Annotated in this window: 17 protein-coding genes and 1 riboswitch; of the genes, 3 read left to right on the top strand and 14 right to left on the bottom strand. The window is 72.0% G+C overall.

What is annotated here, in order from left to right; genetic code table 11:
• The first annotated feature begins 56 nt into the window (after window positions 1–56).
• The gene (locus ACS5PV_RS10425; protein ID WP_455395261.1) at window positions 57–587 is read left to right on the top strand and encodes a gamma carbonic anhydrase family protein; all 531 of its coding nucleotides are present in this window, start codon (window positions 57–59) and stop codon (window positions 585–587) included.
• A 103-nt stretch (window positions 588–690) separates the two neighbouring features.
• Here ACS5PV_RS10425 and ACS5PV_RS10430 read toward each other — a convergent pair whose 3' ends face one another.
• The 3 genes from ACS5PV_RS10430 to ACS5PV_RS10440 form a co-directional block, all read right to left on the bottom strand.
• Window positions 691–3,066: a putative bifunctional diguanylate cyclase/phosphodiesterase gene (locus ACS5PV_RS10430; protein ID WP_455395262.1), complete on the bottom strand. Its 2,376-nt coding sequence runs from the start codon at window positions 3,064–3,066 to the stop codon at window positions 691–693.
• 260 nt (window positions 3,067–3,326) lie between these two features.
• Entirely contained in the window at window positions 3,327–3,830 is a 504-nt protein-coding gene (locus tag ACS5PV_RS10435) for a hypothetical protein (RefSeq protein ID WP_455395263.1), read from the bottom strand.
• 6 nt (window positions 3,831–3,836) lie between these two features.
• Window positions 3,837–5,315, bottom strand: coding sequence for an AMP nucleosidase (locus ACS5PV_RS10440; RefSeq protein WP_455395264.1), 1,479 nt, complete (start codon window positions 5,313–5,315; stop codon window positions 3,837–3,839).
• Between the two features lie 93 nt (window positions 5,316–5,408).
• Between ACS5PV_RS10440 and tsaA the strand changes: the two genes are divergently transcribed.
• Window positions 5,409–5,972, top strand: a complete 564-nt coding sequence (gene tsaA, locus ACS5PV_RS10445) for a tRNA (N6-threonylcarbamoyladenosine(37)-N6)-methyltransferase TrmO (RefSeq protein WP_455395265.1) — start codon at window positions 5,409–5,411, stop codon at window positions 5,970–5,972.
• Here tsaA and ACS5PV_RS10450 read toward each other — a convergent pair.
• From ACS5PV_RS10450 to thiC, 6 genes are all read right to left on the bottom strand, one after another.
• A complete protein-coding gene (locus ACS5PV_RS10450; RefSeq protein WP_455395266.1) occupies window positions 5,938–7,077 on the bottom strand; it encodes a GNAT family N-acetyltransferase in 1,140 nt (379 codons plus the stop codon). The genes tsaA and ACS5PV_RS10450 overlap by 35 nt on opposite strands.
• Window positions 7,074–8,381 carry a lipopolysaccharide biosynthesis protein gene (locus tag ACS5PV_RS10455; RefSeq protein WP_455395267.1) on the bottom strand — a complete coding sequence of 436 codons (1,308 nt, stop codon included), beginning with the start codon at window positions 8,379–8,381 and terminating at the stop codon, window positions 7,074–7,076. The genes ACS5PV_RS10450 and ACS5PV_RS10455 overlap by 4 nt, the downstream gene beginning before the upstream one ends.
• Window positions 8,382–8,639: 258 nt before the next feature.
• Window positions 8,640–9,677 carry a sensor histidine kinase gene (locus ACS5PV_RS10460; RefSeq protein WP_455395268.1) on the bottom strand — a complete coding sequence of 346 codons (1,038 nt, stop codon included), beginning with the start codon at window positions 9,675–9,677 and terminating at the stop codon, window positions 8,640–8,642.
• Complete coding sequence (locus ACS5PV_RS10465; protein WP_048426740.1) at window positions 9,674–10,087, bottom strand: response regulator; 414 nt, start codon at window positions 10,085–10,087, stop codon at window positions 9,674–9,676. The genes ACS5PV_RS10460 and ACS5PV_RS10465 overlap by 4 nt, the downstream gene beginning before the upstream one ends.
• A gap of 210 nt (window positions 10,088–10,297) precedes the next feature.
• Complete coding sequence (locus ACS5PV_RS10470; protein ID WP_455395269.1) at window positions 10,298–13,018, bottom strand: ATP-binding protein; 2,721 nt, start codon at window positions 13,016–13,018, stop codon at window positions 10,298–10,300.
• 11 nt (window positions 13,019–13,029) lie between these two features.
• Window positions 13,030–14,925 (bottom strand): phosphomethylpyrimidine synthase ThiC, encoded by a 1,896-nt coding sequence (gene thiC / locus ACS5PV_RS10475; protein WP_455395270.1) that lies wholly within the window; start codon window positions 14,923–14,925, stop codon window positions 13,030–13,032.
• 58 nt (window positions 14,926–14,983) lie between these two features.
• Window positions 14,984–15,095: riboswitch (TPP riboswitch) on the bottom strand.
• 142 nt (window positions 15,096–15,237) lie between these two features.
• Between thiC and ACS5PV_RS10480 the strand changes: the two genes are divergently transcribed.
• Entirely contained in the window at window positions 15,238–15,612 is a 375-nt protein-coding gene (locus tag ACS5PV_RS10480; RefSeq protein ID WP_455395271.1) for a restriction endonuclease, read from the top strand.
• Window positions 15,613–15,660: 48 nt separating this feature from the next.
• On the opposite strand, the gene ACS5PV_RS10485 is transcribed toward ACS5PV_RS10480, so the two are convergent.
• From ACS5PV_RS10485 to metF, 5 genes are all read right to left on the bottom strand, one after another.
• Window positions 15,661–16,074 (bottom strand): hypothetical protein, encoded by a 414-nt coding sequence (locus ACS5PV_RS10485; protein WP_455395272.1) that lies wholly within the window; start codon window positions 16,072–16,074, stop codon window positions 15,661–15,663.
• Between the two features lie 66 nt (window positions 16,075–16,140).
• A complete protein-coding gene (locus tag ACS5PV_RS10490; RefSeq protein ID WP_455395273.1) occupies window positions 16,141–16,548 on the bottom strand; it encodes a PIN domain-containing protein in 408 nt (135 codons plus the stop codon).
• Window positions 16,545–16,820 (bottom strand): antitoxin, encoded by a 276-nt coding sequence (locus ACS5PV_RS10495; RefSeq protein WP_455395274.1) that lies wholly within the window; start codon window positions 16,818–16,820, stop codon window positions 16,545–16,547. The genes ACS5PV_RS10490 and ACS5PV_RS10495 overlap by 4 nt, the downstream gene beginning before the upstream one ends.
• 94 nt (window positions 16,821–16,914) lie before the next feature.
• A complete protein-coding gene (gene metH, locus ACS5PV_RS10500) occupies window positions 16,915–20,664 on the bottom strand; it encodes a methionine synthase (RefSeq protein ID WP_455395275.1) in 3,750 nt (1,249 codons plus the stop codon).
• A 103-nt stretch (window positions 20,665–20,767) separates the two neighbouring features.
• Window positions 20,768–21,682: a methylenetetrahydrofolate reductase [NAD(P)H] gene (gene metF / locus ACS5PV_RS10505; RefSeq protein ID WP_455395276.1), complete on the bottom strand. Its 915-nt coding sequence runs from the start codon at window positions 21,680–21,682 to the stop codon at window positions 20,768–20,770.
• Window positions 21,683–21,691 lie beyond the last annotated feature (9 nt).

The following is a 21,691-nucleotide window of genomic DNA, read 5'->3' on the forward strand; positions in this document are numbered from 1 at the left end:
CTGACGGGGCCCCTCCGGCATGCGAAAGGAGGCCTCGACTACCGGAGGAACCCGCGATGCCGCTCTACGCCCTCGACGCCGTCAGCCCGGTCGTGCCGGACGACGGCAGCGCCTGGATCGCCCCCGACGCCCACGTGATCGGCCGGGTGCGCCTCGGCCGCGAGGTCGGGGTGTGGTTCGGCGCGGTCATCCGCGGCGACAACGAGCCGATCACGATCGGCGACCGCACCAACATCCAGGAGGGCGCGGTGCTCCACACCGATGCGGGCTTCCCGCTCACCCTCGGCTCCGGGATCACCGTCGGGCACGGCGCCATCGTGCATGGCTGCACGATCGGCGACGACAGCCTGGTCGGGATGGGCGCGACGATCCTCAACGGGGCCAAGATCGGCCGCAACTGCCTCGTCGGCGCCAACGCGCTCGTCACCGAGGGCAAGGAGTTCCCCGACAACAGCCTGATCGTCGGCGCGCCGGCCAAGGCGGTGCGGGTGCTCGACGAGGCGGCGGTGGCGGGCTTGCGCGCCTCCGCCGACCGCTACGTCGCCAACGCCAAGCGCTTCGCGCAAGGTTTGCGGCGGGTCGACTGACCGGCGCGACGCCGGAGTGCGGTGCGGTTCGGCACGCGACGGCGGGTGAGCGTCTGGCTCCGTGCCGGCGCTTGCCCGATCATCCGCCGAGCGCCAGAGCCGTTCAGGCCGCAGCGGTCTCGCCCGCCTCCTCGGCACCGGTCTGCTCGGCGCCAGTCTGATCGGCGCAGGTGTGCTCGGCGAACTGCCCGATCGGTCCGGGGCGGCCGAGGAGGTAGCCCTGCGCCTCGTGGCAGTTCTCGGCGCCGAGGAAAGCGAGTTCGGCCGAGGTCTCGACACCCTCCGCCAGCACCGGCAACCCGAGGCCGCGCCCCAAGCCCAGCACCGCCCGCATGATCGCGGCGGTCTCCCGGTTGACGTCGACGGCGCGGATGAACGAGCGGTCGATCTTGATCTTGTCGAACGGGAAGGCGCGCAGGTTCGACAGCGACGAGTAGCCGGTCCCGAAATCGTCCATCGCGATCCGCACACCCATCGCCTTGACCCGCCGGAGCGCCGAGAGCGCCCGGACCGGATCGCGCACCAGCGCGGTCTCGGTGATCTCGAGTTCGAGGCGGGCGGGGCTGAGGCCGGTGGCGAACAGCACCTCGTGCACCAGCTCCGCGAAGCCGGGGGCGTGGAGCTGCACCGCCGAGACGTTGACGGCGATGCGCAGGGGCTTCTCCCACGAGGCGGCCTCGCGGCAGGTCTCGCGCAGGACCCACTCGCCGATCCCGAGGATGCTGCCGGTCTCCTCGGAGATCGGGATGAACAGGTCGGGCGAGACGATGCCGCGCTCGGGATGGTGCCAGCGCAGCAGCGCCTCGAAGCCGACCACGACCCCGCTGTCGATCGCCATCTGCGGCTGGTACACGACCCGGAGCTCGCCCCGCTCGACGGCGTGGCGCAGGTCGTGCTCCAGGGAGCGCCGGTCGCGGATCTGCGCCGCGAGGACCGGCTCGAAGAACCGGTGCACGCCGCGACCGTGGTTCTTGGCGCAGTAGAGCGCGGCGTCGGCGTGGTTGAGCAGGGTCTGGCCGTCCTCCGCGTCGGTCGGGCAGAGCGCGATGCCGATGCTGGTCGCCAGGATCGGGCCGCTTCCCGCCTGCAGGTTGCCCTCGCGGATCACCCGCAGGATCTCCTCGGCGACCCGGCCGGCCTCGTCCGGCTCGACGTCGGGCAGGAGGATCGCGAACTCGTCGCCGCCGAGCCGCGCCATCATCTGGCGCGGGCCCAGCACCGGCGCGACCCAGCGCGCCAGGGCCTGGAGCAGCCCGTCGCCCATGGCGTGGCCGTAGAGGTCGTTGACGTCCTTGAACCGGTCGAGGTCGAGGCAGAGCACCGCGACCATCCGGCCGCCGGCCCGCGCCAGGGCGATCTCCTCGTCGAGGCGGGCGCGGAAGGTCGCGCGGTTCGGCAGGCCGGTCAGGGTGTCGTGATGGGCCAGGAACTGGATGTCGCGCTCGGCCTGGCGCCGCGCCCGCAGGTCGCGCACGGCGATGGCGTGGCAGGGCCGGTTGCCGAGGGGACGGCGGATCACGTCGACCGGGACCGGCTCGCCGTCCGGGCCGGCGAGCTCGGCCTCGATCGCCAGGCCGTGCGGGCCGGCATCGAGGCGCGCGACCACCGCCTCCGGCAGGATCGCGCCGATCGGCCGGCCGACGAGCGCCGCCGGCGCCCGGCCGATCAGCTCGGCGAGGCTGGTGTTGACGGTCACGATGCGCCCGCCCTCGCAGATCGCGATGCCCTCGACCGCCGCATCGGCGAGGCTGTTCATCAGGTCCTGCGATTCGCGCCGGCGCCGCACCCGGCCGTCGAGGGTCTGGCCCAGGAAGACGAGGACGAGCAGCGTCAGGCTGGCAAATCCCAGGGAGGCGGCGTACTCGCCGTCGAGGGCGACGGGCTCGAGCCCGCCGCCGGCCGCGACGAGGCCGATCGCGTGCGGCAGCATCGCGGCGCAGGACAGGAACAGGGCCCCGGCGGCGCGGCTCGCCGGGCTCTCCTTCAGGCTGCACGACAGGGCGAGGCCCGACAGCACCGTCCCGGCGGCGCCGGACAGGGCGAGGCCCGCGAGCCAGGCCGGCCCGCCCGCCCCCGGCAGGCCCGCCGAGACCACGGTGCCCACGGCCGCGAGGCCGAGGCCGATCACGCCCCCGCCGAGGGCCCGGGCGATGCGCCGGGGCGCGGAGACCGCGGCCCGCAGGCCGCCCCCGGCGAGGAGCACCATCAGCACGAGGCCGAGCAGCAGGGTCTCGCTTCCGCGCAACACCTCGGCGGCGGGGCGGATCGCGGCCTGCGCGATGAACTGGCTCGCCCACAGCCCGAACCCGCCGGCGATGCCGGCGGCCGAGATCCAGATGCCCCGGCTGGAGCCGCTGGTGGCGCGGGCGTGCTGGAACAGGTCGATCATGGTGATCGCCGACAGCACGCCGATCAGCAGCGACAGGCCGATGAGCCGCCCGTCATGCAGGGCGAGCAGGGTTTCGGCGGTCTGCAGCATGAGAGGTTCGTGGTCCAGCCTCGGCTCCCGCCACCGTGGCGGGAAGCGGGTTGCGAAGCGGTAAAATAGCTCGGCGGATTCGGCCGGCCCGGGGCGAACCACACAGATTTGCACCGGTCAGGTCGGGCAGGCGGGAATCGATCTGCCATCGGCCGGGTGAACGGACCCTCGGGCAGGACGGAAGTCTCATCCTGTCGTATCCCGGCCTGACCCAGAGAAAGGCCGTCCCCACGCGGCGTTCGAAATCCGGACGGACAGGCTCAACCGTCCGCGAGCCGCAGCCGGGTGATCGCGCAGCCCCGCGCCACGAGGGCGGCCGGACCGAGGTCGGGAAACAGGCCGGCGTAGCGGCGCACCAGGGCCGCCGCCAAGGCGTCGGCGTCGCGGATCGCCGGCAGCGAGGCGCCAAACAGCTCCGGCGTCACCGCCGCCACCGGCACGCCCTGGCGCACCTCGACGCACAGGCCGGTCCGGAAACGGCCGGGGTCGAGGACCGGCAGCTCTTCCGTGCCGTCCGGCCGGCGCCGGCCGGCCTGCCGGATCGGCAGCAGGGCGTAGCGCAGGCCGACGCGGTTGATCGTGCGCTCCAGGTTGAAGTGGACGAAGTCGCGGCCGATCCCCGCCAGCCCCGAGAAATCCTCCTCGTGCAGGCGGATCAGCGCATCGACGCCCAGCGACGCGGCGAGGTCGGCGATCGCGACGACGCGCGAGGCGAGGCCGTCCGCCACCGCGACGTGACGGCTGTTCGAGATCGGCAGCGGCACGCGAGACTACCGGAACGGCGGTTCGTCGAAGCTGCGCAGCTTGCGCGAGTGCAGGCCGTGGCGGTTGCGCCTCAGGGAATCGAGAGTCGCGAGGCCGATCAGCAGGTGCTCGCCGACCGCCCGCTCGTAGAAGGCGTTGGCGGCGCCCGGCAGCTTGATCTCGCCGTGCAGCGGCTTGTCGGAGACGCAGAGCAGCGTGCCGTAGGGCACCCGCAGGCGGTACCCCTGCGCCGCGATGGTGCCGCTCTCCATGTCGACGCCGATCGCCCGCGACAGGTTGATCCGCCGCCGCTCCTGCGACCAGCGCAGCTCCCAGTTGCGGTCGTCGTAGGTGACCACCGTGCCGGTGCGCAGGCGCTGCTTCAGGGCCTCGGCCCGCTCGCCGGTGACGTGGGCGGCGGCCTCCTGGAGTGCCACCTGCACCTCGGCTAGAGCCGGGATCGGCACGTCGGGCGGCACCACCTCGTCGAGGATCCGGTCGCGGCGCAGGTAGCCGTGGGCGAGCACGTAGTCGCCGATGGTCTGCGACTGGCGCAGGCCCCCGCAATGGCCGACCATCAGCCAGCAATGCGGCCGCAGCACCGCCAGGTGGTCGGTGATCGTCTTGGCGTTGGAGGGACCGACGCCGATATTGACGAGGCTGGTGCCCTGCCCGTCCCGCGCCACGAGGTGATAGGCCGGCATCTGGAACCGGTGCCAGGGCGAGGCGGCGATCAGCGCGTCGGCGTCGGCGCCCGCCGCCTCCCCGGCCTCGACCGCGACCCCGCCGGGCAGGACCAGGCGGGCGTAGCGCTCCGGCTCGGCGGCGAGCGCCTTGAGGCCGACCCGCACGAACTGGTCGACGTAGCGGTGGTAGTTGGTGAGCAGGATCCAGGGCTGGATCTGGCGCCAGTCGGCCCCGGTATAGTGCACGAGGCGGCGCAGCGAGTAATCGACCCGCGGCCCGTCGAACAGGGCGAGCGGCCGGGGCTCGTCGCCGGCCTCCAGCCACAGGCCGTCGGCGATCTCGTCGCCGACGCTCGACAGCATCGGGGTCGGGAAGTAGCGCGCTAGGTCGCTCGACGTGACGCCGCGGGCGAGCTCGGCGCCCGGCTCGACCACGTAGGGGTACGGGATCTCCTGGGCGCTCAAGCCCACCTCGATCGTGGCGCCGTAATCCTGCACCAGGGGGCGCAGCTGCTCCAGCAGGTAGGCGCGGAAATGCGCCGGCTGGGTCAGGGTGGTGGCATAGGCGCCCGGTCCCTGGAACTTCGCGGTGGCGCGGGTGATCCGCGGCATCGGCCCGGTCGGATTGTAGGTCAGCCGCAGCTCGGGATAGCGGAAGGTCAGCCGCTCGGCGGCGTCGGGCGGCACGCCGTCCGTGAGGAAGCGGGTCAGCGCGTCCCGCAGGCTCCCGGTGGCGGCGGCGTGGAGCGCCGCCAGGCGGTCGACCGCCGTCTCGGGATCGGCCACCGTCTCCATCGGTCTCAGCTCGTCGGCGAACACGGTCGATCGGTCTCCCTGATGCGCTCGGGCCCAGCCTATACCGGGGAATGCGGCGGGGCGACCCGGATCCCGCCGCGATCGAAGGGACGAGCGATGCGCCAAGGGGATGGCCAGGGGGATGGCCAAGGGGATGGCCGAGCGGAATTCGGCCCGAGGCCGGGCGAGGAGACGGTCGACCTGCCGGCGGGCTTCGACGCGGGGCTCTACTTCATCGGCCGGGTGCGCACGCCCTGGACCGTGCGGGCGGAGTGCCCGCGCAACTCGGCGCAGTCGGACGCGGTCTGCACGCTCGAGGTCGATCCCCGCTTCGCCCCCGGCCTGCGCCGCCTTCAGGGCACCAGCCACCTGATCGTGCTGTACTGGATGGACCGGGCGCCGCGGAACCTCGTGGCGCAGCAGCCGCGCCACGCGCCGGAGCCCCGCGGCACCTTCGCGCTGCGCTCGCCGGCCCGGCCGAACCCGATTGCCGTCTCGGTGGTGGAACTGCTCGGGATCGAGGGCGGCACGGTGCGGGTGCGCGGGCTCGACTGCCTCGACGGCACGCCGCTCCTCGACATCAAGCCCTACTTCGCCTCGACCGACGCGCGGCCGGAGGCCCGGGTCGGCTGGCGGGAGGCGGAGATCAGCGGCCGCGAAGGCGGATCGCCTGCGCCTTGAGCCAGTCCTTGCCGGCGTGCTGCGCCCTCGCCCGGGCGGCGATCCGCTCCGGCGAGGGCCCGCCGGGCGGCGAGACCACGATCTCGGTGATGCGGGCGCGCTCGGGGTAGAGGTCGTCGAGCACCGCGCTCGCCAGCGTCGCCGAATCGAGCCGGTCGGCGAAGCGGGTCTCGTGCAGGGCCCGGACGATCTCGGCCTCCAGCAGCACGCCGGGGGCGAGCGCGCGCAACCTCTCGTCGTAGGCGGTCTTGAGCAGGGTCGCGGTGCCGCCGCAGACCAGCGCGAGGCTCGCGGCGATCACCCGCCCGTCGAGGCGCAGCAGGTCGGCCCGCGCCGTCACCGGACCTGAGCCGGCCCGGAACAGGGATCTGGCGAAATCGGCGGTCTGCGCCCGGCAGGCGAGCGCGGTGCCGGCCCGCCCCTTCCAGCCGCGCCGCTCCAGGTCGAGGAAGGCCGCGACCGCGCTCGCGAGGTCGCCGTCCGGCCCGACCGCCTCGACCGTGACGCGCCCGGCCTCGTCGAGGCGCCGGCGGCGGCGGCGCAGGTCCTTGAGCCGGCCCTTGTGGGGATGGTTCTTCAGGAACGTGTCGTGGCTCGCCCGCCGGTCGAGCACCGGGCGCGAAAAGCCCGAGACCTCGGCGCGCTCCCAGCCGTCGCGGGCTAGCGCGGCGGGAAGAGGCCCCTCCGCCGGCAGGAGCGGCCACCACCACGCGAGACCGAGGCCCCGCATCCCGGCGACGAGGGCCGCGAGGGCCGGGGCGGCCTCGGGCCCGGCGACCACCAGGGGGGCCGTCACGGTGAGGTAAGGCGAGGCGAAGGGCCGGGCAGCCCGCCCGAGCCCGAGGGGCCCGCGCCCGACCCGGTAGGGCAGCAGCGCCAGGAGGTCCGGGCCGGCGCGCACCGCGAGGCAGGGCAGGTCCGCCGGAGCGAGGCCGTGGTCGCGATGCGCCTCCAGCACGCGGCGGGCGTAATCCGGGGTCGGCCGGTCGGCTCGGGCGACGAGGGCGTCCCAGGCCGCGGGCTCGCGGCCCAAGGCCGCCAGGGTGGTGACCGCGCAGGCCGGGGCCGCGGCAAGGTGCGGGAACGGGAGCGCGTGCGCGTTCATCGGACGAGGGCCAGAGTGAGGAGACCGAGGCGGCGATGGGCGAGGTCGGCCAGGACGGCGCCCCGCCCGGCGGTCACGAGGGCGGCGGCGAGCGCCGCGCCGGCGAGGCCGAAGGCCGGCACCAGCGCCAGGGTGAGGAGGATCGCCGCGGCAAGGAGCGCGACGGTGACGGCGGCGCAGGCGCGCTCGGCCCCCAGCATGGTCAGGAGGTCTTCCGCCGGCCCGCAGGCGGCGGCGAGCCCGTGGCCGGCGACGAGGAGCGCCAGCAGCGGCAGGGCCTCGCGAAAGCCCGGCCCGAACAGGCCGAGCAGCAGCGGACCCGCGCCCACCACGGCGAGGCCGGTCGCCACGGTGGCAAGGAGCGTCAGCCGCGACCAGCGCCGGATCAGGGCTTCGAGCCCGGCCCGGTCGCCCCGCGCCTGCGCCGCGGCGAAGGCCTGCGCGGTGACCGAGGAGGCGGCGTACTGGACGAAGACCACGAATTGCAGAAGCCGCGTCGCGGCGAAATAGGCGCCGACCTCCGCCGGGGGCAGCAGGAAGCCGAGGACCAGCACGTCGATGAAGTTGAAGCCCGAGCCGGCGAGATCGATCAGCGCCATCGGCAGGGCCGCCCGCATCCAGTCGCGCCAGGGATAGAGGGCGCGGGACGAGTGCCGCCCGGCCCGCAGGCGCCACACGAGGATCGACGCTTGGAGCGCCAGCGACAGGGCGGTGGCGGCGAGCGTGCAGGCGACGGCGATGGCGGCCTGCGCCGGCGCGCCGAACCCGACCGCCGCCAGCATCAGCGCCATGATCAGGCTCTGGCGCAGGAGGTAGGGCGGCACGACCGCGAGCAGCGTCCAGTTGCGGCCCCGTGCCACGCCTTCGCAGAAATCCTGGAGCGCGAAGAGCGGCAGCACCAGGGCGGCAACGAGGAGCGCGCCGGCGTAAGCCCCGGAGACGAGGCCGGGCGCGAGCCAGAGCAGGGCCGCGCCGCACCCCGCCAGGAGAGAGGCGGCGGCGAGGGAGAACGCCGCCCCGAAGGCGAGGAAGCCGCGCTCCGGCCCGGCGGCTCCCTGCGCGCGGTAGGTCGGCAGGAAGCGGCAGGCGGCCTGCGACAGGCCCCAGGTCGAGGCGTGGCCGAGGAGCGCGGTCCAGACCCAGATCGCGGCGAAGATCCCGTATTCCTCCGCCCCCATCAGCCGGGCCATCAGCACCTGCGCCACGAAGGCGCAGGCGGCCGCCGCGATCCGCACGCCGAACACGGCGAGCGCGGTGCCGGCGCCGCCCGCCTCCGCCTCGCTGACCGAAGCCCCGGCCGCCATCCCGCTGCTCCGTCGCGCCGCGCGAGGGTCATGGGTAACGGGTCAGGCTTGCGGGGGAGTTAAGTGCATCGGGCGAAACCGGCGTTCCGGAAGGCAGTCCCTGCCAGCCTCGCTCGACGGAAATGACACTCTCAGGGACATTCCGGGGCCGCGAAAGCGGGACCCGGAATGACGAGGAGGATGTCGGATCCAACAGCGGCCGGTCGAACCCCCTCTCACGTCTCTCGCGACGGGCGGAGCCGATCGCGCGAGGCGCCGTCACAGGGCGATGTCGATGCTCGCCGCCGTGCCCCTCTCGGCCTGGGCGTAGTCGATCTGCGCGCGCAGGTTCGACGCCATGGCGCGCACGATGCGCGAGCCGAGCCCGGTGCCGCGCGGGGTGCCGCTGCCCTGCCAGCCGACGCCGTCATCGGCGACGGTGAGGCGCAAGATGTCGCCGGCGCGGCGCGCGGCGATGCGGATCTCGCCGGTCGCTCCTTCCGGATAGGCGTACTTGTAGGCGTTGGTCACGAGCTCGGTGACGATCACACCGAGCGAGACCGCCTTGTCGGTCGCGACCTCGACCGGCTCGGCGTCGAGCAGGATGTGGTGGCGCTGGCCGGTGGCGTTCATCGCCCCGTCGAGATCCTCGACCAGGGTCGCCAGGTAGGCGTCGACCGCGACCACCCGCACGTCGTCGGAGGTGTAGAGGCGCCGGTGGATGCCGGCGATCGCGGTGATGCGGGTCTGGGTCTCCTCCAAGGCCGCGCGGGCGGAGGCGTCGGTGACGGTGTTGGCCTGCATCCGCACCAGAGCCGCCACCAGGGCGAGGCTGTTGGCCACCCGGTGGTTGACCTCGCGCAGCAGCAGCTCGGCCCGGTCTCTCGCCTCGCGCACCTCGGCCTCGGCCCGCTCCTTCTCGCGCCGGGTGCGGTCCTGGAGCACCGCGGTCGCCACCGCCTCGGCGAGCAGCTCGCGAAAATGGCCCTGGAGGTCCTTCCAGACGTAGTCGACGGCGCCGGCCTTGAGCGCCGCGACCGCGACGCGGCTGTCCTCCGAGCCGGTGACGTAGACCACCGGCGGCGCCTCGGGTAGGGCGCGGATGCGCGGCAGGATGTCGAGCCCGGTTTCCATCGGCATGTGGTGGTCGAGGGCGACCACGTCGAACCGCTCCCTCGCGATGAGCGCGAGGCCGGCCTCGCCGTCGGCGGCGTGCACCACCGTGCAGCCGCGGGCCGCCAGGGTGCGGCTCACCAGCCGCGCCAGCCCGGGATCGTCGTCGATGTAGAGCAGGCGGACCGGTTCGGTCACGGTCACGCGCTCTCCGGAACCTGCATCACCGAGAAGAACAGGCCGAGCTGGCGGATCGCGTTGGCGAAGCCCTCGTAGTTCACCGGCTTGGTGATGTAGACGTTGCAGCCGAGGTCGTAGCAGCGCTGGATCTCGCGCTGGTCGTCGGTGGTGGTCAGGATCACCACCGGCGAGCGCTTCAGGTGCGGGTTCGACTTCACCTTCTGGAGGATGTCGATCCCGGTCATGTCCGGCAGGTTGAGGTCGAGCAGGATCAGCAGCGGCCGGCCGGCATTGATCTCGCCGCTGCCGTCCGGCCCGAACAGGGCGGCGAGCGCGGAGGTTCCGTCCCGGAACGACTCGATGACGTTGTTGACGCCGGCGCGGCGGATGTTCCGCTCGATCAGCCGGGCGTGGCCCTCGTCATCCTCGATCATCACGATGTGTACGGCCGGCACCTGACGACTCCCCGTGGCGACGACCCGGCCACGCCGGGACGCCTCTAGCTTGCTCGCGGCACCGCACCGAGAACGGTCGCCCGTGGGAGACATCCTCCCGTCACACACTCTCTAGACCATTTCCCGCCGGCTTGGACACGCGGTTGGCGTAGAAAACACCGAGACCCGGTTAACCTAGCGTTGCAGTCGTCATGCCTGGCGCAAGGGAAGCGTCACCGTGAAGGTGGTGCCGGCGCCGAACTCGGACGAGAGGTCGATGCGCCCGCCCAGCGCGCGGACCAGGGTGCGGACATGGGCGAGCCCGATCCCCTCCCCCGGCCGGTCCTGCACGCCGGAGCGGCGGAAGAGCTCGAACACCCGGCCGTGGTCGCGCGCGTCGATGCCGCGCCCGTTATCGGCGACCCGGAACACCGCGAGCCCGTCCAGGACCGATCCGTCGACGGCGATCCGCCCCGGCCGGTCCTTGGCGAGGTACTTGATCGCGTTGTCGATCAGGTTGCCGAAGATCTGCTCGACGGCGAGCCGGTCGGCGGTGATCTCCGGCAAATCGCCGATCTCGATCGCGGCGCCGGCGGTGTCGGCCTGGTGGCGCTGCGCGTCGGCGAGGCCCTGGACGAGAGCCGTCATCGCCAGGGGCTCGGGCTGGAAGTTGCGCCGCCCCTCGCGCGAGAGCTTGAGGATGGCGTTGATGAGGCCGTCCATCTTGGTGATCGCGGCCTTGATGAAGCTCACCGATTCGGAGAGGTCGGCATCGATCCGCCCGGCCTCCGGCCGGCCGGCGAGGGCCGCCCGGATGTCGTCCTGGCTCGCCTCGATCTCGCTCGTGAACCCCATGATGTTGACGAGCGGCGCCCGCAGGTCGTGGCTGACGATGTAGGCGTAGCGCTGGATCTCCTCGTTCGATTCGCGAAGCGCGGTCTCGGCGGCGCGCTGCTCGGAGATGTCGGAATGCACGCCGACCCACTCGCGGATCGTGCCGTCGGGATCGAGCACCGGCACCGCCTGGATCGCGAAGGTGCGAAACACCCCGTCGTGGCGGCGCACCCGGTGCTCGTGGGTGTAGCGCCGGCGCTCGGCCACCGCCTGGTTCCAGGTCTCGACGCTGGCGGCGCGGTCTTCCGGATGAACGGCCTCGGCCCAGCCGTAGCCGGCATACTGCTCCGGCGTCTGGCCGGTGAGCGCGGCCCAGGCCGGCTGGTCGCCGCTCATCCGGCCGGTGGCGTCGTTGGTCCAGAGCACGCCGCGCACCGCCTGGACGGCGGCGGCGAAGCGGTCCTGCTCGCGCCGCACCGAGGCGAAGAGCCGGGCATTGTCCATCGCCACCGCGGCCTGGCCGGACAGGCCCTCGATCAGGGAGGCCTCGCGCGGGCCGAAGCGGTGCGGTTCGGGATGGCCGAACAGAAGCGCGCCGAGGGTGGCGCCGGTGCCGGAGACCACCGGCACCGCGAGGTAGCTGCGCACCGGCAGGTGGCCCTTCGGCATGCCGCCGTGGCTGCCGTAGCGTGGATCCGCCGTCACGTCCTCGCTCAGCACCACGCCGCCGGCCGCGAAGGTCTCGCTGAACAGGTTCGTCACCCGCGGCAGGCCGAAGCGGGTGAAGGCCTCCCGCGGCGCCCCGGTGAGGCTGAGGAGCCGCCAGTGCTCGGGCCCCGCCTCGCTCGCCGGCACCCGCTCGAACAGGGCGCCGTAGGCCGCCCCCGTCAGGTGGGTTGCGGCCTCGACCACGGTGTCGCCGAGGCGCTGGCGGTCGAGCTCGCTCGACAGGGCCGTGCCGAGGCGGTTCAGCACCTCCAGGCGCTGGGTCTCGGCGCGCAGGGTAGCGGCGGCCCGCGCCCGCTCGGCCGCCCGCTCGCGCTGGCGCTGGGCCGCCCCCGCGATCTCGGCGCTCACCGCCGCCACCTCCGCCGGCACGCCGTCGAGGACCGGCGTCGTGCGGCCGGCGCCCAGCGCCACCGCCTGGTCGCGCAGGGCCTGGAGCGGCGCCGCGATGCCGCGGGCGAAGGCGAAGGCGAGCAGCGCCGCGACCGCCGCCAGCATGCCGCCGAGGCCGGCAAACCACACCAGCGACGCCCGCACCGGCGCGGCCAGCGCCTCCTCCGGCACGCCGACGGCGACGCGCCAGTCCGGCACGCCGGCCCGCGCATAGGCGACGAAGAACGGATCACCCTCGAGCGAGGCGCCGCGCCAGCTGCCCTCGGCCCCGTCGGCGGCCCGCAGCTCGTCGGGGGCCTGGGTGCCGGTGAAGCGCTCCGGCGCCCGGGTGCGGGTCAGCACCCGGTGGTCGCGGTCGATCACGGTCAGCACCCAGGACTTCGGCACGCCGCCGGAGGCCAGCACGTCGCGGATGCGCGCGGTCGGCAGGGAGAAGGACAGGAGGTAGAGCACCGCGTCGCCGCCGCGGCGCACCACCGGCACCGTCACCCGGAAGCGCCCGTCGACCACGCCCGAGACCGCCGGACGGCCGCCGAGGGCGCTCGCATCCGCCGCGTCGAGGCGCTCCGCCATCGGCTCGGCGCCGAGATCGATCAGGCGCCGCCCGTCGGGATCGCGCAGGGTCGCCGGCAGGCCGCTGCGGCGGTTGAGCTCCTGCATCTGCTCGCGGAACGCCGTGACGTCGCCGCGCTGGAGCGCGTTCGACAGGCTCAGGGCCTCGAGCGTCGCGATGAGGCTCGCGACCTCGCGGTCGACGGCGGCCGCCTCCATCCGGGCGCGGCCGAGCGCGTCCGCCTCCAGGCGCTCGCGGGCGGCGCCGGCGAACTGCCACAGCACCACGGCGCCGAAGATCAGGATCGGCACCGCCAGGCCGAGGGCGAACACGACGAGGCGGCGCACGATCGAGCCCGGGCGGGCGCGCCCGGTCTCGGGTGACGGGGCAGGCCCCGGCGGGGCCGCGGGGGCCTGCATCAGCATGGAAGGTGGTCCTACTCGCCGGGTTCGACGTAGAGCCTCCCGCCTCCGCCCAAGAATTCCGCCGATTTTTGGGCCATGCCGGCCGCCCGGGCCGCTTCGCTCAAGGGTGTGGCCTCCTCGACCACGGCGCTCGCCGCCTCCATCGCCAGCACCTCGGCTCGCAGGTCCTGGGTGATCTTCATCGAGCAGAATTTCGGCCCGCACATCGAGCAGAAATGCGCGACCTTGTGGGCGTCCTTCGGCAGGGTCTCGTCGTGGTAGGCCCGCGCGGTGTCCGGATCGAGGGAGAGGTTGAACTGGTCCTCCCAGCGGAAGTCGAACCGGGCCCGGGACAGGGCGTCGTCGCGCAGCTGCGCGGCCGGGTGGCCCTTGGCGAGGTCGGCGGCGTGGGCGGCGATCTTGTAGGTGATGACGCCGGTCTTGACGTCGTCGCGGTTCGGCAGGCCGAGATGCTCCTTCGGGGTCACGTAGCAGAGCATCGCGGTGCCGAACCAGCCGATCATCGCCGCGCCGATGCCCGACGTGATGTGGTCGTAGCCCGGCGCCACGTCGGTGGTGAGCGGGCCGAGGGTGTAGAACGGCGCCTCGCCGCACTCGGTCAGCTGCTTCTCCATGTTGACCTTGATCTTGTGCATCGGCACGTGGCCGGGGCCCTCGATCATCACCTGGCAGCCCTTGCCGTGGGCGACCTTGGTCAATTCGCCCAGGGTCTCCAGCTCGGCGAATTGCGCCGCGTCGTTGGCGTCGGCGATCGAGCCCGGGCGCAGCCCGTCGCCGAGCGAGAACGACACGTCGTACTCGCGGCAGATGTCGCAGATCTCCTCGAACCGCTCGTAGAGGAACGATTCCCGGTGCCCGGCGAGGCACCAGCGCGCCATGATCGAACCGCCGCGCGAGACGATGCCGGTGACGCGCCGCGCCGTCAGCGGCACGTGAGCGAGGCGCACGCCGGCATGGATGGTGAAGTAGTCGACGCCCTGCTCGGCCTGCTCGATCAGGGTGTCCTTGAACACCTCCCAGTCGAGCTTGAGCGGATCGCCGCCGACCTTCTCCAGCGCCTGGTAGATCGGCACCGTGCCGATCGGCACGGGGGCGTTGCGCAGGATCCAGCCGCGGATGTTGTGGATGTTGCGGCCCGTCGAGAGGTCCATCACCGTGTCGGCGCCCCAGCGGATCGCCCACACCATCTTCTCGACCTCTTCCGCCGCCGAGGAGGTGACGGCCGAGTTGCCGATATTGGCGTTGATCTTGACGAGGAAGTTGCGGCCGATCGCCATCGGCTCGAGCTCGGTGTGGTTGATGTTGGCCGGGATGATCGCCCGCCCGCGCGCCACCTCGTCGCGCACGAAGTCCGGGGTGATGAAGGGCGGGATCGCGGCGCCGAAGCTCTCGCCGTCGGCGATGGCGTGCCCGGCCTGGGCGAGCATCTGCTCGCGGCACAGGTTCTCCCGGTGGGCGACGTAGATCATCTCCTCGGTGACGATCCCGGCGCGGGCGAACTCGTACTGCGTGACCATCTGGCCCGGGGCGCCCCGGCGATGGGTGCGGGCGGCCGGGCACGGCGCCACCAGCCGGTCCGCGCTCACGAAGCCGTTATCCTCCGGCCGCACCGCCCGGGGGGCGACCGCCGCATAGCCGCGGCGCTCGATCCAGGGCGCGCGGATCTCGGGCAGCCCGGCCGCGAGGTCGATGCGCGCGTCGGTCTCGGTGTAGGGACCCGACGGATCGTAGACCCGCACCGGCGCCTCGGCCGGATCGGAGAGCGCGATCTCGCGGTAGGGCACGCGGAGGTCGGGGCGCTCCTTCGGCGAGGCGTAGGCCTTCGCCGAGCCGGTGACCGGCCCGGTGGTGACGCTGTGCGGCAGGTCCTTTTCGGGCAGGTCTTTCGCGAGGATGGGTGCGTTCATGGATCTCTCCCGGGGAGACGATCCGGCCTCGGGGCGCGAGGACGCACGGGTCACGTCGATCATGGCAGGTTCCCGTCCCTCCGCCGGTACGAACCGGATCAGGTTCAAGGGTCGGGACGCGCGCTCGTCCAATCTCAGCCCCAGCTGGCGGGGCTCCCCTCGGTAACGGGGGTGACTGTCGGGTGGCGCGGGAGGTTTGTCAATCGCGCCCGGTGAGAGCGCCGCTGCGGCATCCCGGCCGCAATCTTGAAACGCTTCAGGGCCGTGACCCAGATATAGGAGAGACGATCTTCGACCATTCGGGAGCAGAGCTTGGGACGCCGTGACCGGCGCTGGCGCGACGACGACCCCTCCACCCACGGCCCGGGCACCCGCGACGCGGTGATCTGCCCGCTCTGCGAGCGGCCGATCCCGCCCGGCGCCCGCCAGAGCAAGCACCACCTGACGCCGAAGCTGAAGGGCGGCACCCACGGCGAGACGGTGCAGCTGCACCAGATCTGCCACTCGGCGATCCATGCCCGCCACAGCGAGGCCGAGCTGGCGCGCCGCCTCAGCGACGTCGAGAGCCTGCGGGCCGAACCCGAGATCGCCCGCTTCCTCGAGTGGGTCCGCACCAAGCCCGACGACTTCCACACCGCGACGCGGATGACCCGGACGCGGCGGGACGCGCGGCGGAGCTCCCGGTAAGCAGGCGAGGTCGCCGGCGAGACGATGGCGCGGCGACCGCGCGAGGGATCAGTAGCGGCCCGGCAGGCGCGGCACCTTGGTGCCGGGCTTCTCGATCGGCTCGGCGCAGGAATAGACGAACTCGGTCTGGAGATCGGTGAACACCGTCTCGCCGACGATGGTGCAGGTCTCCCGCGCCGTCTCGTTGAGGTAGGCCGCTGCGGCCTCCGAGAAGCGGCGCCGGCGGGTGAGCGCCGGGTCCTTGCCCTCCAGGCCGCAGCCGGCGATCTCGCGCAGGTGATTGGAGACGATCAGGACCTTGCGCTGCTGGCGCTGGTCGTAGACCTCGTAGGGGTCGTTGCAGCCGATCGTGACGACCTGCGGCTGGAGCCCGACATAGGTCTTCGAGATGTAGGAGAATTCGGTGCAGCCGGCCGCCGCCCCGACGGCGACGAGCGCGAGCGCCCATGGTCCTGTCCGCATCCCCGGTCCTTCCCGCATCCTCGAGCCCAGCTTTGAGCCGGGGCGGCGGCGGCGGTCAAGCCCGGGTCAGTGGACGATGTCCTCGACTTCCCAGTCCTCCACCGTGAGGCGGGGTACGCGGCGGAACTCTCTCAGGTTGCGGGTCACCAGCACCAGACCTCGTTGGCTGGCTTGACCGGCGATCAGCACGTCGTAAGGGCCGATAGGCGTCCCCGCGAGGGACAAGGCCGCCCTTATCTCGCCGGCCCGGTGGGCATCAGCGGCATCGAACGGCAGGATCGCGAAGGGCAATTCATCGATCTGAGTCAGCGTCTGTTCCGTGCGCCGCCCGCGATGTGCCCCATAGAAGAGTTCGTGGGCCACAATCGCCGAGATTGCGATATCGGTTGGCTGCATACGATGCAATCGGCTCCAGATGCCGATGTGGTTCCGCAATAGGGCAGAGACTGCATTAGTATCCAGAAGGAATTTCACTCTGGCAGATCCGCGGCAGGGCGAACCTGCTCGGATACCTCCTCGTCGAGAGCAGCCTGAACATCGTCATCCAGCGGCCGCACACGCGCCTGCAACCAGTCCCAGCTTCCCGGCACGGGCTCTGAGGTCACTGGCTCAGAAGTGACCGGTTCCAAGATCACCGCATCACCCTCGCGGCGCACCTGCACCGCCTCGCCCTCTAGCCGCCATCCTTCGGGAAGACGCACGGCCTGGGCGCCATCCGTCCAGAACAGCTTCGCGATATCGCCCATGCGCGCCTCCGATATCCCTCTCCAAGATGGAGCCGGAGGGATCCCGACGCAAGCGAATGCCGCGGCGGCAGCTCACCGCCGCGGCGACATCTCCCTACTCCGCCGCCGCGCGATACCGCGCCGTGTCGTAGTTCAGCACCGGCCCGAGCCAGCGCTCAACCTCGGCCACGTCCATCCCCTTGCGGGCGGCGTAATCCTCGACCTGGTCGCGCTCGACCTTGGCGACACCGAAGTAATGCGCGTCCGGATGGGCGAGGTAGAGGCCCGAGACCGAGGAGCCCGGCCACATCGCGTAGGATTCGGTGAGCTTCACGCCGATGCGCGGCTCGGCCTGGAGCAGGTCGAACAGGGTGGTCTTCTCGGTGTGGTCGGGCTGGGCCGGGTAGCCCGGGGCCGGGCGGATGCCGGCATAGGGCTCGGTGACGAGTTCGGCAGGCGTGTAGGTCTCGTCGGCCGCGTAGGCCCAGAACTCGCGCCGCACCCGCTCGTGCATCCGCTCGGCGAAGGCCTCGGCGATGCGGTCGGCGAGCGCCTTGACCAGGATCGACTTGTAGTCGTCGTTCTGGCGCTCGAAGCGCTCGGCGATCCGCACCTCCTCGAGGCCCGCCGTGACGACGAAGCCGCCGACATAGTCGGGCAATCCGCTCTCGACCGGCGCGACGAAGTCCGACAGGCAGGTGTTCTGGCGCCCGTCGCGCTTCGAGAGCTGCTGGCGCAGGCCGTGGAAGGTCGCGAGCGTGTCGGTCCGACTCTCGCCGGTGAACAGCCGGATGTCGTCGCCGACCGCGTTGGCTGGCCAGAAGCCGATCACCGCCTTCGGGTTGAACCAGCGCTCCTCGACGATCTGGCGCAGCATGGCTTGCGCGTCCTCGAACAGGGCGCGGGCGGCCGGTCCCTGCTCGGGGTCGTCGAGGATCGCCGGATAGCGGCCCTTGAACTCGTAGGTCTGCAGGAACGGCGTCCAGTCGATGTAGGGGACGAGCTCCGCCACGTCGTAGCTGCGGAACACCCGAGTGCCGGTGAAGGTCGGCTTGACCGGCTTGTAGGCGCTCCAATCGGCCTTGAACGCGTTGGCGCGGGCCTTCGCCAGGGCTAGGCGCTGCTTGTCGGCCTCCGAACGGGCATGGGCCTCGGCGACGCGCTTGTACTCGGCGCGCACGCCCTCGATCGTCTGGACCTTGGTGTCGGGCGAGAGCAGGTTCGAGACCACGCCGACGGCGCGGCTGGCGTCGGTCACGTAGACCGCCTGGCCCTTGGCGTAGGCCGGGTGGATCTTCACCGCGGTGTGCACCCGGCTCGTCGTCGCGCCGCCGATGAGCAGCGGCACGTCGAAGCCCTCGCGCTCCATCTCGGCCGCGACGTGGACCATCTCGTCGAGCGACGGGGTGATCAGGCCCGACAGGCCGACGATGTCGACGTTCTCACGCCGCGCGGTATCCAGGATCTTTGCCGCCGGCACCATCACGCCGAGGTCGATGATCTCGTAGTTGTTGCAGGCGAGCACGACGCCGACGATGTTCTTGCCGATGTCGTGGACGTCGCCCTTCACGGTCGCCATCAGCACCTTGCCGGCCGCCTGCCGGCCGCCGACGCCGCCATTGGCGGCCTTCTCCGCCTCCATGAACGGCATCAGGTAGGCCACCGCCTGCTTCATCACGCGGGCCGACTTCACCACCTGCGGCAGGAACATCTTGCCGGCGCCGAACAGGTCGCCGACCACGTTCATGCCGGCCATCAGCGGGCCCTCGATGACGTGGAGCGGGCGCTCGGCCTTCGCCCGGGCCTCCTCGGTGTCGGCCTCGATGTACTCGGTGATGCCGTTGACCAGCGCGTGCTCCAGGCGCTTCTCCACCGGGGCCTCGCGCCAGGCCAGATCCGCGCCCTTGTCGCGCGCTTGTCCCCCCTCCTTGAAGCGGGCGGCGGCGTCGAGCAGGCGCTCGGTCGCGTCGGAGCGGCGGTTGAGGACCACGTCCTCGCACAGGTCGCGCAGCTCGGCGGGCAGCTCGTCGTAGACCGCGAGCTGGCCGGCATTCACGATGCCCATGTCCATGCCGACCTTGATCGCATGGTACAGGAACACCGCGTGCATCGCCTCGCGCACCGGCTCGTTGCCGCGGAAGGCGAAGGACAGGTTCGAGATGCCGCCCGAGATATGGGCGTGGGGCAGGGTCTCGCGGATGATCCGCGCCGCCTCGATGAAGGCGACGCCGTAGCCGTCATGCTCCTCGATGCCGGTCGCCACCGCGAAGACGTTGGGATCGAAGATGATGTCCTCTGGCGGGAAGCCGACCGTCTCGGTCAGCACCTTGTAGGCGCGGGTGCAGATCGCGACCTTGCGCTCGAGCGAATCGGCCTGGCCCTCCTCGTCGAAGGCCATCACCACCACGGCGGCGCCGTAGGCGCGGCAGATCTTCGCTTCCGCGATGAACTTCTCCTCCCCCTCCTTGAGGGAGATCGAGTTCACGATCGCCTTGCCCTGCACGCATTTCAGGCCGGCCTCGATGACCGAGAATTTTGACGAATCGATCATCACCGGAACGCGGGCGATGTCGGGCTCGGCAGCGACGAGGTTCAGGAACTCGACCATCGCCTTCTGCGAATCCAGAAGGCCCTCGTCCATGTTGACGTCGATGACCTGGGCGCCGGCGGCGACCTGGTCGCGGGCGACATCCAGGGCGGCGGCGTAGTCGCCGTTGGTGACGAGCTTGCGGAAGCGCGCCGAGCCGGTGACGTTGGTGCGCTCGCCCACGTTCACGAACGGGATCTCGGGCGTCAGGGTGAACGGCTCGAGGCCCGACAGCCGCATCAAGGGCTTCACGCTCGGCACCCGGCGCGGCGCCTTGCCGGCGACCGCACCGGCGATGGCGCGGATGTGGTCCGGCGTGGTGCCGCAGCAGCCGCCGACCATGTTGACGAGGCCGCTCTCGGCGAACTCGCCGACGAGCTTGGCCATCGCCTCCGGGCTCTCGTCGTAGAGGCCGAACTCGTTCGGCAGGCCGGCATTCGGGTAGGCGCAGACCAGCGTGTCGCAGGTGCGCGACAGCTCGTCGATATGGGCGCGCATCTCGCGGGCGCCGAGCGCGCAGTTGAGGCCGAAGGTCAGCGGCTCGGCGTGGCGCAAGGAATGCCAGAACGCCGTCGGGGTCTGGCCCGACAGGGTGCGGCCCGACAGATCCGTGATGGTGCCGGAGATCATGATCGGCAGGCGGGTGCCGGTCTCCTCGAAGACCTGCCAGGCCGCCGCCACCGCCGCCTTGGCGTTCAGCGTGTCGAACACCGTCTCGATCAGGATCAGCTCGGCGCCCCCGGCGATCAGGCCGCGGACCTGCTCGGCATAGGCCTCGCGGACCTGGTCGAAGGTCACGGCGCGGTAGCCCGGATTGTTGACGTCCGGCGAGATCGACAGGGTGCGGTTCGTCGGGCCGATGGCGCCGGCGACGAAGCGGCGGCGCCCGTCCTGACCTTCGGCGAGGATCGCCGCCTCGCGGGCGAGGCGCGCGCCCTGCGCGTTCAGCTCGTGGATCACCGATTCCATGCCGTAATCGGCCTGGGCGATCGTGGTGCCCGAGAAGGTGTTGGTCTCGACGACGTCGGCGCCGGCGAGGAAGTAGTCGAGGTGGATCTGCCGGATCGCGTCGGGTTGACTGAGGATCAGCAGGTCGTTGTTGCCCTTCTGGTCGTGGGCGTGCTCGCGAAACCGCTCGCCGCGGAAGTCGGCCTCGGTCAGGCCGAGGCGCTGGATCACCGTGCCCATCGCCCCATCGAGGACGAGGATTTTCTCCGCCGCGCGCCGGCGCAGGGCGGTCAGGATGTCGGCACCGTCGGCGGGGCGGATATCGGTCATCGGGGTGGGGTTCCAGCGAGTGTCGGGCAGTACGATCGGTGCGGAATCGAGCCGGGCCGCGTGATGCGGCCCGGGTGACAGTCAATGGTGAGAAATTCGATGGTCAGGCCGCCGCCTTCTCCGCCGACGCCGGCGCCGCGCGCAGGCCCAGCAGATGGCAGATCGCGTAGACGAGGTCGGCGCGGTTCATGGTGTAGAAGTGGAAGTCGGTGACGCCGCGGTCAACGAGGTCGAGCACCTGCTCGGCGGCGACCGCCGCGGCCACCAGCTTGCGGGTGGCGACGTCGTCCTCCAGCCCCTCGAAGCGGGCGGCGAGCCAGTCCGGCACCGAGGCGCCGGTGCGGCGGGCGAAGTTGGCGGCCTGCTTGAAGTTCTGCACCGGCAGGATGCCGGGGATGATCGGGATGTCGATGCCGCGCGACTGCACCCGGTCGAGGTAGCGGAAGAACAGGTCGTTGTCGAAGAAGAACTGGGTGATGGCGCGGTCGGCGCCGCAATCGACCTTGGCCCTGAGCGCGTCGAGGTCCTGGTCGAGGGAGCCGGCCTCGGGGTGGCGCTCGGGATAGGCCGAGACCGAGACCTCGAAGTCGCCGATGCGCTTGATGCCCGCGACGAGATCGCAGGAGCGCTCGTAGCCGCCGGGATGCGCGGTGTAGGCGCTGCCGACCCCCTCCGCCGGATCGCCGCGCAGGGCCACGATGTGGCGCACGCCGGCCTCGTGGTAGGCCCGCACCACGTCGTCGACCTCGGACTTCGTCGCCGCCACGCAGGTGAGGTGGGCGGCGGGCTTCAGGTCGGTCTCGCGCACCAGGCGCGACACGGTGTTGTGGGTGCGCTCGCGGGTCGAGCCGCCGGCGCCGTAGGTCACCGAGACGAAGCTGGGGCCGAGGGGAGCCAGGCGCTCGATCGACGACCACAGGGTCGCCTCCATCTCGGGCGTCTTCGGCGGAAAGAACTCGAACGACACCCGGATCGGGCGGCGGCTCTCGCGGCTCGGGCGGAAGGCGGTGGGGTACATCGGCGGCCT

Source organism: Methylobacterium sp. Gmos1 (assembly GCF_053764715.1).

What these genes read in the sequence shown, in the direction of transcription:
- ACS5PV_RS10430 (WP_455395262.1), bottom strand. Translation starts at nt 3,066, where the DNA reads ATGCTGCAGACCGCCGAAACCCTGCTCGCCCTGCATGACGGGCGGCTC.
- ACS5PV_RS10470 (WP_455395269.1), bottom strand. Translation starts at nt 13,018, where the DNA reads ATGCTGATGCAGGCCCCCGCGGCCCCGCCGGGGCCTGCCCCGTCACCC.
- tsaA (WP_455395265.1), top strand. Translation starts at nt 5,409, where the DNA reads ATGCGCCAAGGGGATGGCCAGGGGGATGGCCAAGGGGATGGCCGAGCG.
- ACS5PV_RS10465 (WP_048426740.1), bottom strand. Translation starts at nt 10,087, where the DNA reads ATGATCGAGGATGACGAGGGCCACGCCCGGCTGATCGAGCGGAACATC.
- ACS5PV_RS10450 (WP_455395266.1), bottom strand. Translation starts at nt 7,077, where the DNA reads ATGAACGCGCACGCGCTCCCGTTCCCGCACCTTGCCGCGGCCCCGGCC.
- thiC (WP_455395270.1), bottom strand. Translation starts at nt 14,925, where the DNA reads ATGAACGCACCCATCCTCGCGAAAGACCTGCCCGAAAAGGACCTGCCG.
- ACS5PV_RS10495 (WP_455395274.1), bottom strand. Translation starts at nt 16,820, where the DNA reads ATGGGCGATATCGCGAAGCTGTTCTGGACGGATGGCGCCCAGGCCGTG.
- metH (WP_455395275.1), bottom strand. Translation starts at nt 20,664, where the DNA reads ATGACCGATATCCGCCCCGCCGACGGTGCCGACATCCTGACCGCCCTG.
- ACS5PV_RS10425 (WP_455395261.1), top strand. Translation starts at nt 57, where the DNA reads ATGCCGCTCTACGCCCTCGACGCCGTCAGCCCGGTCGTGCCGGACGAC.
- metF (WP_455395276.1), bottom strand. Translation starts at nt 21,682, where the DNA reads ATGTACCCCACCGCCTTCCGCCCGAGCCGCGAGAGCCGCCGCCCGATC.
- ACS5PV_RS10485 (WP_455395272.1), bottom strand. Translation starts at nt 16,074, where the DNA reads ATGCGGACAGGACCATGGGCGCTCGCGCTCGTCGCCGTCGGGGCGGCG.
- ACS5PV_RS10455 (WP_455395267.1), bottom strand. Translation starts at nt 8,381, where the DNA reads ATGGCGGCCGGGGCTTCGGTCAGCGAGGCGGAGGCGGGCGGCGCCGGC.